Source organism: Methylobacterium pseudosasicola, assembly GCF_900114535.1.
Lineage (GTDB): Bacteria > Pseudomonadota > Alphaproteobacteria > Rhizobiales > Beijerinckiaceae > Methylobacterium > Methylobacterium pseudosasicola.
Genome location: NZ_FOTK01000023.1, coordinates 25,177 through 39,055 on the forward strand (window position 1 = coordinate 25,177; position 13,879 = coordinate 39,055).

Annotated in this window: 13 protein-coding genes; 7 read left to right on the plus strand and 6 right to left on the minus strand. The window is 70.9% G+C overall.

Annotated features, from left to right (window positions below):
* Positions 1-160: 160 nt before the first annotated feature.
* Positions 161-2,434, minus strand: coding sequence for a xanthine dehydrogenase family protein molybdopterin-binding subunit (locus BM228_RS20565; RefSeq protein ID WP_092043652.1), 2,274 nt, complete (start codon positions 2,432-2,434; stop codon positions 161-163).
* Between the two features lie 568 nt (positions 2,435-3,002).
* A complete protein-coding gene (locus tag BM228_RS20570; protein WP_092043540.1) occupies positions 3,003-3,548 on the minus strand; it encodes a PepSY domain-containing protein in 546 nt (181 codons plus the stop codon).
* A 220-nt stretch (positions 3,549-3,768) separates the two neighbouring features.
* Here BM228_RS20570 and BM228_RS20575 point away from each other — a divergent pair, with 220 nt between their 5' ends.
* Positions 3,769-5,010: a pyridoxal-phosphate-dependent aminotransferase family protein gene (locus BM228_RS20575; protein ID WP_208612069.1), complete on the plus strand. Its 1,242-nt coding sequence runs from the start codon at positions 3,769-3,771 to the stop codon at positions 5,008-5,010.
* Between the two features lie 7 nt (positions 5,011-5,017).
* Here the strand turns inward: BM228_RS20575 and BM228_RS20580 are convergent, their stop codons facing one another.
* Entirely contained in the window at positions 5,018-5,911 is an 894-nt protein-coding gene (locus BM228_RS20580) for a glycosyltransferase family 2 protein (RefSeq protein ID WP_092043543.1), read from the minus strand.
* A 354-nt stretch (positions 5,912-6,265) separates the two neighbouring features.
* Here BM228_RS20580 and BM228_RS20585 point away from each other — a divergent pair, with 354 nt between their 5' ends.
* The gene (locus tag BM228_RS20585; RefSeq protein ID WP_092043545.1) at positions 6,266-6,553 is read left to right on the plus strand and encodes a hypothetical protein; all 288 of its coding nucleotides are present in this window, start codon (positions 6,266-6,268) and stop codon (positions 6,551-6,553) included.
* Positions 6,554-6,610: 57 nt separating this feature from the next.
* Positions 6,611-6,859, plus strand: coding sequence for a hypothetical protein (locus tag BM228_RS20590; protein WP_050735986.1), 249 nt, complete (start codon positions 6,611-6,613; stop codon positions 6,857-6,859).
* Positions 6,860-6,866: 7 nt separating this feature from the next.
* Here the strand turns inward: BM228_RS20590 and BM228_RS20595 are convergent, their stop codons facing one another.
* Entirely contained in the window at positions 6,867-7,631 is a 765-nt protein-coding gene (locus BM228_RS20595; protein WP_092043546.1) for a 3-hydroxyacyl-CoA dehydrogenase, read from the minus strand.
* Positions 7,632-7,934: 303 nt separating this feature from the next.
* Between BM228_RS20595 and BM228_RS20600 the strand changes: the two genes are divergently transcribed.
* Both BM228_RS20600 and BM228_RS20605 read left to right on the plus strand, forming a co-directional pair.
* Entirely contained in the window at positions 7,935-8,669 is a 735-nt protein-coding gene (locus BM228_RS20600) for an SGNH/GDSL hydrolase family protein (protein ID WP_092043548.1), read from the plus strand.
* A 71-nt stretch (positions 8,670-8,740) separates the two neighbouring features.
* Positions 8,741-9,013: a hypothetical protein gene (locus BM228_RS20605; RefSeq protein ID WP_092043654.1), complete on the plus strand. Its 273-nt coding sequence runs from the start codon at positions 8,741-8,743 to the stop codon at positions 9,011-9,013.
* Between the two features lie 16 nt (positions 9,014-9,029).
* Here BM228_RS20605 and BM228_RS20610 read toward each other — a convergent pair whose 3' ends face one another.
* A complete protein-coding gene (locus BM228_RS20610; protein ID WP_092043549.1) occupies positions 9,030-9,902 on the minus strand; it encodes a LysR family transcriptional regulator in 873 nt (290 codons plus the stop codon).
* An 88-nt stretch (positions 9,903-9,990) separates the two neighbouring features.
* Here BM228_RS20610 and BM228_RS20615 point away from each other — a divergent pair, with 88 nt between their 5' ends.
* Positions 9,991-10,965 (plus strand): quinone oxidoreductase family protein, encoded by a 975-nt coding sequence (locus tag BM228_RS20615; RefSeq protein ID WP_092043551.1) that lies wholly within the window; start codon positions 9,991-9,993, stop codon positions 10,963-10,965.
* Between the two features lie 225 nt (positions 10,966-11,190).
* Positions 11,191-11,589, plus strand: coding sequence for a DUF3307 domain-containing protein (locus BM228_RS20620; protein ID WP_092043553.1), 399 nt, complete (start codon positions 11,191-11,193; stop codon positions 11,587-11,589).
* Positions 11,590-11,602: 13 nt separating this feature from the next.
* Here BM228_RS20620 and BM228_RS20625 read toward each other — a convergent pair whose 3' ends face one another.
* Positions 11,603-13,855, minus strand: coding sequence for a cyclic nucleotide-binding domain-containing protein (locus tag BM228_RS20625; protein WP_092043554.1), 2,253 nt, complete (start codon positions 13,853-13,855; stop codon positions 11,603-11,605).
* Positions 13,856-13,879: the final 24 nt, after the last annotated feature.

Genomic DNA, 13,879 nt, shown 5'->3' on the forward strand with positions numbered 1-13,879 from the left:
GGGGCAGGGGTGGGGTGGTGCAGGATGGGGAACAGCGGTGCCTTCTGCGCCACCCCCACCTCCAACTCCTCCCCGCAAGGGGGAGGAGCGCGCGTCGCGCATTACACAGGCCGATGTTTGAGCATGGTGGCCGGCGGCGAGGGCGGCAGAGGCGCCCGCCTCACGCCACATCCTCCAGCCGGATCGGGAGCTTGCGGATCCGGCGGCCGGTGGCGTGGTGGACGGCGTTGGCGATGGCCGCGTTGACGCCGATGATGCCGAGCTCGCCCAGGCCCTTGAGGCCGAGGGCGTCGACCTGATCGTCCGGGTCTGGCACCAGCAGCGCCTCGACCTCCGGGGCGTCGGCCGAGGTCGGGACGAGATATTCGGCGAGATCCGGATTGCGGTAGGCGGCCCCGTCCAGCACGGTCTCTTCCAGCAGCGCCGAGCCGAGGCCCCAGATCATCCCGCCGGTGAGCTGGCTCCGGGCGGTCAGCGGGTTGAGGATCCGCCCCGCCGCGAAGGCGCCGGTGAGCCCGGCCACCCGGATCTCTCCCGTCTCGCCATGGACGCGGACCTCCGCGAACTGCGCCCCGAATCCCCAGGAGACCGAGCGCCCGCCCCCGCCGAAGGCCAGCCCGATATGGCCCTGCCGCAGGGCCGCCAGACCCTTCTCCCGGTCGCCGCCCGCGGGCACGAACTCGGCGAGCGTCTCGACCCCCGCGGGGCCGACGGCCTCGGCCAGCGCGAGGCCGGTGCCGTCCGGAGCGGACAGCCGCCCGGCCGAGAGCGACAGGGCGGCCGGATCCCGCCCGGCGAGGCGCCCGCCCTGCCCCGTAGCCGCCTGGGCCAGTGCATCCCGGATCTGCCCGCAGCCCAGCGCCAGGGCGTTCATCAAGCTCGTGGTCGTGCTCGACCCGCCCGAGATGCCGGCCGCCGGCAAAGCGGTGTCGCCGAGCCGGACCGTGACCCGCTCCACCGGCACGCCGAGGCCGTCGGCGGCGCCCATGGCGAGCAGCGTGGTGATGCCGTTGCCGATCTCGTGATGGGCGCAGGCGACCTCCGCGGTCCCGTTCGGGTTCAGCCGCACCCGCATCGTCGCGGCCGCGATCTTCACCGGCCGCACCGAGGCCGCGCAGCCGAGGCCCACCCGCCAAGGCCCGTCGCGCATCGTCCCCGGGCGCGGTGCCCGACGCGCCCAGCCGAAGGCCCGCGCGCCGGCGTCGAAGCAAGCCATCAGCGGCCGGGTCGAGAACGGCTTGCCGGAGACCGGATCGATTGCGGTGTCGTTCAGCCGCCGCAGGGCGATCGGATCCATCCCGAGGGCCAAAGCCATCTCGTCGACGGCGCTCTCCAGGGCGAACAGGTAAGGCACCTCCGGGGGCGCCCGCATCGGGCCCGGGGTGTTGCGGTCGACCCGCACCGCCCGCTCCTCGGTCCGGATCGCCGGACAGGCATAGAGGCTGGCGCTGACCTCGGCGCCCTCCATCACGAAGGGGTCAAACCGCGACGTGACCGTCTCGGCCTCGTGCACCAGGGCGGTGAACCGGCCGTCGCGGTCGGCCCCGAGCCGGATGGCGTGGCGCGATTCCGGCCGGTAATTGGCGATGGTGAAGCCTTGCCGCCGGGTCGGGACCAGCGAGACCGGCCGGCCGAGGCGCCGGGCCGCCAGGGCGACCAGGGTCGTGTGCTGCGACAGGGCGAATTTCGAGCCGAAATGGCCGCCGATCAGCCCGGACACGACCCGCACCTGCGCGGGGTCGAGGCCGAACTGCGCCGCGAGCCCATGCTGCACGGCGCCGACATAGCGGGTCGGCTCGTGCACGGTGAGCCGGTCGCCGTCCCAGGCGGCCCGGGTGGTGAACAGCTCGATCGGGTTGTGGTGCTGGACCGGGGTCTCGTAGCGCGCCTCGACCCGGATGGCTGCGTCGCGCCATGCGGTCGCGGCATCGCCCCGGATGATGTCCTCGTGCTGCGCCTTGAGGTCCGCCAGCCGGACGGTCTCGGCCCCGGGCGCGTCGAAGCCGCCGGCGGCGGTTTCCTCCGCGTAGGCGACCCGGACCGCGCCGGCCGCCTCCTCGGCGGCCTCCTGGTTCGTCGCCACCACCAGGGCGACGATCTGGCCGGCATAGGCGACGGCATCAGACTCCAGCGGCCGGTGCGAACTGTTGGCATAGCCGCCGGCCATCAGGTGCTTCACCGGTGCCACCGCTCCAGCGAAATCCCGGTGCGTGAAGATCCCGAGCACCCCCGGCACGCGCTCGGCGGCCCCGAGGTCGAACCGGGTGATCCGGCCCCGGGCGATGGTGCTGGTCACCAGGGCCGCGTGGGCGGTCGTCTCCGAGCCAAGCCGGTCCGAGGCGTAGAGCGCCCGGCCCGTGACCTTGTCGGGCCCCTCGACCCGGGTGTGGACCGTCCCGAGGATTGTCTGGGAGTCCTGCGTACCTGATTCCATGTTCGCGCTCCCGGTCGGCAGTCTCGTCCGGGAGCAATCGCCGAGGCGGCCGCCCGGCTCCGCATCCGAGCGGCGGGGCGACACCATGCAGCGGCGGGGTGCTTATCCGTGACGGCTCGCCTTGCGGACCAACGAGACGGCCGCAAACTCCTCGGCGGTCAGAACTTCACGTGCCGGACGCATCTCGTTCAGCTCCTCATCCGTCAGGATGGGAGCGTCCAGATCGGCGCAGGGCGACGTGCGAACCATAGCGCGTTCCCTGCGGTGGCGCGGCGAAGAGAAATCACACAAAGGTATCTGCTGGCCAAAGAAGCAACCGAAGCAGGATAAACAACCGTGTCATTCCGGGGCGCCGGAGGCGAGCCCGGAATCCAGAGCCGCCGACCGCGCAAAACCTTGAACCGTCGGCGTTTATGGATCCCGGGCTCCGCTTCGCGGCCCCGGGATGACGGGGCAGATGATGGGGACGACAGCAATCGTGAGGCTCGCGAGGGTGTAGCATTCCTCGCGGCAGTCCCTCACGCGTTCGGGCCGCGACGGCGCATCGCCGTCGCGGCCCGCCCGACCCTTAGTCAACCACCTTGCCGTCCGGGCCGACCTTGACCGTCTGCTCCTTGTCGGCGCCGGCCACCTTGATCTCGTACTGCACCGCCGAGCCGTCCTTCTCGACCTCGGCCTCGTAGGCCTTGCCGCCGCCGGCCTTCTGCTCGGCGATGGCGAGCGCGTCCTTGAGCGAGGTCTTGGCGTTCTGGAAGTCGGCGGGCTTCAGCCGGGTGAAGTAGCGCTCGATCGGCTGGTTCTCGGTCTTGTACAGGGCGCCGGTATCGGCGTTGATGCCGTATTCCACCAGCTTGCCGCTCGGGTAGACGACCTTGATGGCGTAGTGGGCCGGGTCCTTGCTGTCGGCCTTCTCGAAATCCGCGTCGATGGCGCGGCCGCCCTTCTCGTCGCCCTGTGCCTGGGCGGTGGTCAGCGCCTGGGCGAGGCCAACCTTGGCGACCTTGGCCACCTGCCATTCCTTGAGATTGCTGTCGGTCTGGGTGGCGGACTGGGCCAGGGCGAGGCTCGTTGAGAGCGCGAGCAGGCCGGCCGCGGTGGCGAAGCGTTTGATCATGGCGGGTTTCCCTTTGCGGGTTCGGTCTTGGGGAGTTCGGTTGTGGGACCCAGAAACGCCGAGGCCCGAACAGGGTTTCCGCCCCTGGGAAAAAACACACCGCTTGATCGATGCGCCGCGGATCCCTAGCAGCACTCTCGACCGCAACATGGCCGGAGGGATTTGGCCGGAGGATTGCGTCGCCCCACCCGGAATGCGCGATAGCGAAGGAAGCCAGCCCGTGCTCGAGCAGATCGGCGAGATCGACCCGCCCCAGCGGCTCCTGATGGGGCCGGGCCCCGTCAATGCCCATCCGCGCGTGTTGCGCGCCATGTCGGCCGACCTGCTCGGGCAGTTCGACCCCGAGATGACCGCCTACATGAACGAGGTGATGGCGCTCTACCGCCCGATCTTCGGCACCGAGAACCGCTGGACCTTTCTGGTCGACGGCACGGCCCGGGCCGGGATCGAGGCGGCACTGGTGAGCCTGGTCGCCCCCGGCGAGCGGGTGCTGGTGGTCAATTTCGGCCGGTTCGGCCTGCTGCTCACCGAGATCCTGGAGCGGGTCGGCGCCGTGGTCGAGACGGTGGACGCGCCCTGGGGCGAGGTCGTGCCCCTGGAGGCCATCGCCGCCGCGGTGGAGCGCTTCGGCCCGAAGGTCGTGGCGACCGTCCACGGCGACACCTCCACCACCATGGCCCAGCCCCTCGACGGGCTCGGCGATCTCTGCCGCCGGGCCGGCGCCCTCTCCTACGTCGACGCCACCGCGACCATCGGGGGCATGGAGATCGCCGCCGACCGCTGGGGCGTCGACGTGGTGACCGGTGGCCTGCAGAAATGCCTCGGCGGTCCCTCGGGCTCGGCGCCGATCACCGTCTCGGCGGCGGCGGCCGAGCGGATCTTCTCCCGGCGCCATGTCGAGCACGGCATCCGCCGGGACGACATCGACGACGGTTTGGGCGTGCGGATCGGTTCGAACTACTTCGACCTCGCCATGATCATGGATTACTGGTCGGAGAAGCGCCTGAACCACCACACCGAGGCGACCACGATGCTCTACGGCGCGCGCGAATGCGCCCGGGTGCTGCTGGGCGAGGGGCTTGAGGCCTGCTTCCGCCGGCATGCGGCCGCCGGGCGCGCCGTTGCGGCGGGCATCCGGGCGATGGGGCTCACCGTGTTCGGCGACGATCGCTACCGGATGACCAACGTCACCGCGCTCTATATCCCGGACGGGATCGACGGCGAGGCGGTGCGGCGGCGGATGCGGGAGGATTTCGAGATCGAGATCGGCACCGCCTTCGGGCCGCTGGCTGGCAAGGTCTGGCGCATCGGCGCGATGGGCTACAACGCCCGCAAGCACAAGGTGCTGATCACCCTGGGCGCCCTGGAGGCGGTCCTGCGGGCGGAAGGGTTTTCGTCCATCCCGCCGGGCGCCGGCGTCGCGGCGGCCCTGGCCGCCTGGACCGACAGCGCGACCGCCTGAACGCGCCTCACGCGCCGGGCTGCATCGGCCCGGACGATCCGGCCCCGGGCTTGCGCGCGAGCCCGAGGACCTTCTTGACCGCGTCGAGGGGGCCCGGCTTTCGCGCCAGGCGGCGGATCCACGCGCGGGTCGCGTCGCGATGGGCCAGGATGGCGAGATCCTCGACCTCGTTCCGGTCGAGCTTTTCGAAATAGCCTTCGCGGTCGTCCGAGCTGTACCTGTAGTGGCGCCGGATCTTGGCCTGCCACTCCTCCACCGACTTGACGAAGTAGTGGTTGATCTGTGCAACCGCGAGATTGGCCCCGTCCACCGGGAGACGCCAGTCGTTCGGCACGCGCGCGCCCGTGGGCGAGACGACGTGCTCCCGGTCGCGGTACAGCGCGTAATGCGGCATCAGGAATGCCACCGTGTCGGTCCTGTGCAGGCTCTTCACGCCCTCGTTGATCTCGTCACCGACGTGAGAGGCCCGGCGGAACCGCTCCATCACCAGGCCGCCGTCCGGCCGGACATGGCCGGAACTGCCGAAGAAGCGCCAGTTGAGCGCGATCCCGGTGGCGCCCTCGAAATCCTGCACGAAGTCCAGGATCGTGCGGTGCTGCTTGAGGCAGACCATCTCGTCGAGGTCGAGGACCGCCGTCCATTCGACGGAGCCGCCATGCGTCCGCAGATAGTGATTGTACGCGTTGATCTGCGTCCGGCCGTCCGGGGCATTCGGCCAGCGCACGAAGGTGACATGGCGCCGCGCCGCCTTCGAGACCAGGCGCGACAGGCTCTCGTCGCTGTCGTTGTCGTAGACCCAGATATGCTCGAAGCCGAGCGCTAGATGATAGGCCAGCCATTCCAGCAGGTAGGGCTGCTCGTTCTTGGCGATCGCGACGATGCCAGCTCGATATTTCTTCATGAGCGATGGGGCAGATTAGGAATTTTATGTCTCAAGCTCTTTGCGCGGATTTTATGGACGTGGCCTGGCGATGAACTGATTTGATGGCTCTATATCTGGGCTTCTGGAGCTTTGTATCGTGTGAATGCTGACAAAGCAGCATACGGAAGGGTTCGGGCGCGGTCCAGCGCATCGGTCTGGTGTTGATGGGCTACATCGGCCGCCGGCTTCCAGGGCACCCGATGGACCTCGCGACCCGACCGCGCGCCGCATTCCGGGATCGACCATGCCGGCCTCGGGCGCGTATGGCTGCCCGACGCATCGCGCGTTGCCCGTCCTCCGGGCGCGTGGCGCCCTGATCCCGAGAGATCCCGCATGCCCGACACGCCAGATTCCGGCTCATCGTCCCAGGTCGAGGGTGGCATCGAGGCGCCGGTCGTCTACTTCGACACTGTCTCGGCCTTCGGGGTCGGGGCGGGGATCGGGCGGATGACCCTGGAGATGGAGGTCTACGAGCCGACCGCGCCCGGCGCCCCGTCGCGGACGCGCCGGCGCGTGGTGGCGCATCTGCGCGGGCCCCTGCCCGCCTTCGAGGCCCTGCGCAGCGCCGTCAACCAGATGGAAGCGATGCTGACTCCGCCCACCGGCGAGCGGCCGAACTGAAAGCCTGCGCTCGTGCAGACAGACCGGGCGCAGGCGCCAACCCCCACGGAGCACCCCATGACCGACAACGAGCCGGAACCGCTGGACGACTTCACCCGCGTGCACGCCAAGCTCTCCGCCCTGGAGATCGTCCTGGGCGTCCTAATCGGGCGCTTGTCCGAGGAGAATCCGGAGATCCGCGAGGATGTGAAGCGCGACGTCGCCGCGATCCTGTCCGACATGCCGATCGAGGGGCCGAGCGAGGAGCTGATCGTCACTGAGGTGCGCCGGGCCGCCGAACTCCTCACCAGCGTTTCGATCGGCTGAATCGCGCTCAGCGGGGCGGCATCCGCAGCGCCCCGTCGAGGCGGATCGTCTCGCCGTTCAGCATCGGGTTTTCGCAGATGTGCCGGACGAGGTCGGCGTATTCCGACGGGCGGCCCAAGCGCGGCGGGAACGGCACGCTCTGGCCGAGCGCGTCCTGCACCTCCTGCGGCATCCCCGCCATCATGGGCGTCTCGAAGATGCCCGGCGCGATGGTGACGACCCGGATGCCGTGGCGGGCCAACTCCCGGGCGATCGGCAGGGTCATGGAAACGACGCCGCCCTTCGAGGCCGCGTAGGCCGCCTGCCCGATCTGTCCGTCGAAAGCCGCGATCGAGGCGGTGTTGAGGATCACGCCCCGGGCGCCTTCCGCGTCGGGCGCCTCCCGGGCGATCGCCGCGGCGGCGAGCCGGATCATGTTGAACGTCCCGATCAGGTTGACCGACACCGCTCGGGCGAAGCTGTCGAGCCGGTGCGGGCCGTCGCGGCCGATCACCTTCTCGCCCGGCGCGATCCCGGCGCAATTGACCAGCCCGTGCAGGTGCCCGAACGCGTCGAGTGCCGTCTGGACCGCCGCCTGACCGTCCGCCTCGCTGGTGACGTCGGTGGCCGCGAACCGCGCCTGCGCGCCCAGCTCCGCCGCCACCCCGGCCCCGGCCTCCCGGGCGATGTCGGCCACCACGACGCTGGCGCCCGCTGCCACGAGGCCGCGCGCCACCGCGGCGCCCAGCCCCGAGCCCGCGCCGGTGACGATGTAGACGCGATCCTTGATCATCCTGGCTCCCCCCGCTCGTCAGAAACCCCGGCGTAGCGCGGGATCGTGAAACCCGGAAGGCCATCCGAGCAGCTGGACCATTGACGTGTGAAAAATTCCCACATATGCAGGATGAAGTCATCGCGGATTGTCGCGTCGAGTTTTGCTTGTCGTTTCGCCGATGATGCAAAGTAACAAGGTGTTTCCGATGCTGTAACACCAGGATATCTGGCCGGCGGCACGGTCTCGTCACGGTTCTTTCTGCATCCCCGCGCCCGGGCAACCCCGGGCGCGATCGATCCCTCACGCCTGTTCGGGACCGCCATGCACGCACCCTGGATCGCGACCGCCGCCCGGCATTGGCGGCATGAGCGGTGCGTCCGCAACCGCCTGGCCGAGCGGGGCCCGGCCCTGCGCGCGGCGCTCCGCAAAGCCGCGCCGGAGAGCGTAATCCTGGCCGGCAATTCGCATGTCGAGTTCCTCGGGACGCCGGATTTCGGAGGCCGGCCCTGCATCAATCTCGGCATCGGCGGCAGCACCGCAGCCGATTGCGCGGCCCATCTCGCGGACCTGCGCGCCCCGATTCGCTGCGCGGCCTCGGTGCTGATCATCGGCACCAACGATATCCTGCGCTGGCGGCATCCGGAGCGGGCCTCCACCGAACGCCGGTTCGAGGCCGAGGTTCGGCGCATCCTGCGGATCCTGGAGGTCTGGTCGGCGCAGGTCTTCGTCGCCGCGATCCCGCCGATCGGCGCCTGGGCGACGGGCCGGGATCCCGCCGCCGTCGCGGCCTTCTCGGACCGCCTCGCGGCGCTCTGCCGCGCGGGCGGCCACAGCTTCTTCGATCCGTTCGCGGCCCTGCGCGACGATGGCTCGGGGCTCGCCCGAACGGGACTCTATCCGGACGGCGTGCACCTCGCGGACTATCCCGGGCTGGCCGCCGAGCTGGTCCGGCTGGTCGCCATCGGCCCGGTCTCGCCCGCGCCCCGGATCCGCCCGGCGGTCCCGGTGGCCAGCCTCCGGACGCTTCACGCCGCGGCCTGGGGCGTCCGCTCGTGACGCCCCGGATCGTCCGCGACGCGATCGGTCTTCGGCTTGGGAACTTCGCTTTCCGGAAGCCGGAAACCCCCGTGCGGGACGACGCCCGGCACCCCGTCCGGCTGTGGCCCGCGGACGAAACCCTCTGGCTCCGCGAGAACGGCGCCTGGCGGCCCCGCGCGGCCCGGCACGTCCTGTGCGCCCTGGCCGCGCTCGGCCGCCGGGGCCGCTACGCTGCCCACGTGGAGCGTGGCGCTAAGATCATCGCTGGTCCGGTCAGCGCCCTGGCGCTGCCGGATGCCGAGGCCGAGATCCGGTTCGTCTTCCGCGTCACCCCGCTCGGCTATGGCGAGGCCGCGTTCTGAAGCGTGGCGCTCCGACCTACGCCGCAGGCGAAGCGACCGGGCATCCGAGAGCGATCACCCGGGCCAGAAACGCCAGCGCCGCGCGGATCACCGGCGAGCGCTTCAGGTCGGGATAGGTCACGAGCCAGACATCCCGGGGCGGCGGCTTTTGCTCGACCGGGAGGCGGACCAGAGCCACGTCGCCGTCCCCGAGGAAGCGGGGCAGGACGACGGCGCCGAGGCCGGCCCGGGCCGCCTCCTGCTGGCCGAACAGGTCGCTGGCCTGGAACACGATCGGCCGGCCCGCCAGCAGGCTCCGCAGCCAGGCCTGCTGCGGGACATGCTCCAACGCGGAATCGTAGCCGATGAACGTCCAGTCCTCCGGGGGCTTCGCGGCCTGATTTGACGTCGCGTAGAGCCCGAACCGCATCACGCCGATCCGGCGGATCAGCAGTTCTGGGTCGTCGGGGCGGGTCAGCCGCACGGCGATCTCCGCCTCCCCGCGGTCGAGCGCCGCGATCCGGGCGGCGCCGGACAGGACCAGGGTGATGCCGGGATGCGCCCGATGGAAGTCCGCGACCTGCGGGGCGATCAGACGGGCCGCCAATGCGGGCGGCGCACTGATCCGGACCGTGGCGACCGGCGACGCCGCGTAGCCCCGGGCACGCCGCTCGATCGCCTGCACGGTGCCGGCGATCTCGGCGGCCAGGGCCGCGATGGCGATCCCCTCCGGGGTCAGCGCGACCCGGCGCGGCAGGCGCTCGATCAGCCGCAGCGCCAGGGCGTCTTCGAGGGACGCGACCCGCCGGCCGATCGTCGCGTGATCGACGCCGAGATCCCGGGCCGCGGCCGAGAGCGAGCCGGCCCGGGCGAGGACCGCGAAGTGGTGGAGGTCCTGCCAATCGACCATCGGTGAGATTTCGCACGGGACCTGTGAAGAGATCCCGAATTTTCGCGCAGACTAAAACGCGGTTCGCTGTCCGGGTAGGAGGTGGACCATGACGACAGCGATGATGATGACCAGGCCCGGCGCGCCGGATGTCCTGACGGCGACCGAGATCGACATTGGCGAACCCGGCCCGAACGCGGTTCGCATCCGGCACTCCGTGATCGGCGTGAATTTCGTCGACATCTACTTTCGGACTGGCCTTTATCCGGTCGAGGCCTGTCCGGCAGTGCTGGGTTTCGAGGGGGCCGGGACGGTCGAGGCCGTCGGCCCGGGGGTCGCGACCCTGAAGCCCGGCGACCGCGTCGCCTATCACGGGCGGCCGATGGGGGCCTATGCCGAGGCCCGGATCCTGCCGGCGGAACGCCTGGTGCGGCTGCCCGACACCCTGTCCGACCGCGACGTCGGCGGCACCATGCTGCGCGGCCTGACCGCCCATATGCTGCTGCACAAGGTGCGGGCCGTCGGACCCGGCGACTGGATCCTGGTCCACGCCGCCGCCGGCGGGCTCGGCCAGATCGTCACCCGCTGGGCGAAGCGCCTCGGGGCGCAGGTCGTCGGCACGGTCGGCTCCGAAGGGAAACGCGCGCTGGCTTTGGAGGCCGGCGCCGACGCGGTGCTCCTGCACGGGGACGGCGACTGGGCCGAGCGGGCCCGGGCCCTGGCGGATGGGCAGGGCGTGCATCTGGCGATCGACGGCATCGGCGGCGACATGCTGGCCCGGACCTTCGCGGCGGTCCGGCCCTTCGGAATGCTCGCAAGCGTCGGGCAACCGGCCGGCCCGATCCCGCCTGTCCGCGTCGAGATGCTGGGTGGCGGCCGTCCGGTCGCCCTGATGCGGCCGAGCGTGATCGCCTACGCCGACGATCCGGAGCTTTACCGACGCGGCAGCGCGGACCTGATCGCAGCCCTGGAGGCCGGCCTGATCAGCCCGATCGGAGCCGCATACGACCTCCGGGACGCGGCCCGGGCCCATGCCGATCTGGAGGGCGGACGCACGACGGGGCGTGTCATCCTCACGGTTTGAAGCATCATCCCGAAGGACTCGGGCCTGTGGATCTCGGGGGCTCCGCCCCCGAACCCGGCCAAAGGGCTACGAGCTCTTTGGAAACCCGATTCTCTGTGTGTCGAGGGATGGCCTGTGTGCCTCATCACGCGGTTGGAGGCGCAGCCGGGTGTATGGGGAAGAAGCTATGATTCGAGGCGCGGAAGCGGATCGCCCCGGTACCGCGCCAGGAGAGACAGGGCCGGAATGCCGTCCGTCGACACGCCCGTTCCGGTGGGCGCCTTCGCGCTCCTGCTCGTCGCCTTCTCGGTGAAGCACCTCGCGGCGGATTTTTTGCTTCAGACCAACTGGATGGCCCAGGGCAAGGAGCGCGCTTCGGCCTGGGCCGGGCCGCTCTGCGCCCATACCGGCCTGCACGGGCTCGGGACGCTGCTGATCGCCCTGGCGGTCAAGCCCGCTCTGTGGTGGCTGGCGCTCGTGGATTTCGTGATCCACACGGGCATCGACCGCGGCAAGGCTCTGGTCGGCCAGCGGACCCACTTTCCGGCCACCGATGCCCGGTTCTGGTGGCTGATCGGGGCCGATCAGTTCCTGCACCAGGTGACCCATATCGGGCTCGCCGCCGTGCTGGCGGCGGCCCAGTAGAGCGATGGGAGTCTCAAGTCAGCTCGGCTTCTAGCAGCCGGTTGGTGTCGGCGACCTTGCCGGCGAGCTCCAGGATCAGGAAGCGCTGCAGGGACAGGGCGAGGTCCGGGCGCTCGCGCTCCATCCGGGCCAGCGCGGCCCGGTCGACGCCCACCACCCGGCAGGGGCTCTCGGCGATGGCGGTGGCAGTGCGCCGTCCGCCCTGCACCAGCCCGATCTCGCCGATCACCGTGCCGGCCGTGGTGGTGCGCAGGCGCAGGTTCGGGCGGCCGGGCAGCTCCATCTCGATGGAGACCACACCCTGTTCGAGGAAGTACAGGCTGTCGGCCGCCTCGCCCTGGCGCAGCAGCGCCTCCCCGGCCGCCAGGGTGCGGACGGCGAGATACGGCGCGAAATCGGCCGGCGCGAGGGCGCAGCCGAGCCGGTCGGCCATGTGTTCGGCAAACAGCGCGACGGCCCCCTCCCCGCCCGAGCCGGACTCGGCCAGCAGGGTCGTCTCGGCCTCGCGCAAGGCCTCGTCCAGGGTATCGCGCATCCGCAGCCGCGGCCCGGCGAGACCGCCGCGCTCGACCTGCTTGCGGGCCGCCGGGCCCAGATGGACCAGGAGCACGTCGAAGCCGCACTGCTCGGCGCGCTGGCTGATCTTGCGGAACGCGATCAGCGCCGAGCTGTCGAGCCCGACGCAATCGCGGAAATCCAGGATCAGGGTGCGCAGGGTCCCGGGCTCCGCGGCGCTCCGGCGATAGATCGTCTGGGCGTTGAGGAAGAACAGGTAGCCCTGCAGAGCATAGATCCGCGTCCGGTGCCCGGCCTCGCGCAGCAGCTCGGCGGTGTCGGGGGCGCGGATGATGCTGCTGCGCCGCTCCGAGCCGGACAGCGCCCGGCGCACCGCCGGGATCTGGCCGTACTGGACCGCGAAGATCAGGATCGCCAGCACGACGCCGACCAGGAAGCCCGTGGTGGCGCCGAACAGGGCGGTCGCCGCGCACACCGCCAGGGCGATGCCGGTCTCCCAGACCGGGAAGGTCCGGCAGGCGAGCGCGAGGTTGACCAGCAGGCCCAGGCCGATGGCGATCAGGGCGCCCCCGGCGAGCGGGCGCGGCAGCAGCGCCAGCGGGCTCGCGCCGAACACCAGCAGCGCCGCCATCACGGCGAGCGTCAGCCACCAGCCGAGCCAGTGGCTGCCGCCGATATTGTGCAGCAGCAGCGTCGAGGTCCGCCCGAACCCCATGGCGGGGCTGCCGAAAAGGCTGCCGACCAAGTTGGCCGCGCCGGAGGCGACGAACATCCGGTCGATGTTGAGCTCGCGCCGCATCTCCAGCTCGACGCTGATGACGTAGAGGATCTGGATGATGACCGCGACCACGATCTCGGTGGCGATCCGGGGCAGGATCGGCAGGAGCAGGGCGGGGTCGAGGGCCTGGAGCGCCATCGCGGCCGGGGCCTGCAGCAGGGATCCCGCGGGCAGGGCCTCGATCAGCCAGCCGGCGGCCTGTGCGGCTCCCGTGTCGATGCCCTGCCAGGCCAGGCCGAGATGGACGACCACGAGGCTCGCCAGGATGACCGTCGGGTAGGTGCCCCAATGCTTGATGCGCCGGGGCAGGTAGAAGGCGCAGAACCCGATGCCGAAGGTCAGGGCGATGCGAGCGAGCAGTCCGAGGTCGATCCGGCTCGGGTCGAGCATCGCCGGATCGAGCAGGCCCAGCAGCGCGGCGGCGGGATCGTCGAGATGGGCGCCGATCTGCAGGCCGCTCTTCAGGAACAGCAGCCCGACGCCGCCGAGGAAGCCGGTGAGGACCGGGTAGGGCAGGAGCTGCGCCAGCAGCGAGGCGCGCAGCGTACCGAGCAGCGCGAAGACGAGACCAGTGGCGAAGGTCGAGACGCCGCAGGCGACGAGCACGATCCGGCCGACCGTGGCGGGATCGGTGACGCCCGCATCCCGCAGCTCCCCGGCCACCGCGGCGGCGATCGCCGCCTGCACGATCGCCGCCGCCCCGATGAAGGACAGCGACACAACCACCGTCCGCCGGAGCGCGACGAAGACGAGGCTGCCCAGCACGTAGGCCGCCAGCATCGCCGACATGCCGGCGACGCGGCTCTCCGCCAGCGGACCGGAAAAGATCAGCTGCGAGAAGCTGATGAGATCAAGCAGCAGCACCATGGCGGCAACGGCCGCGGCCGCGATCGTGCGCGCCGTGCGCATCAGCGCCTCGCGCCCCTCGGTCGCCCGCCCGCCCTGGGCGGATGCCATATCGCTGGTTGTCATCGGCACGGCATCCGCATTCCGAAG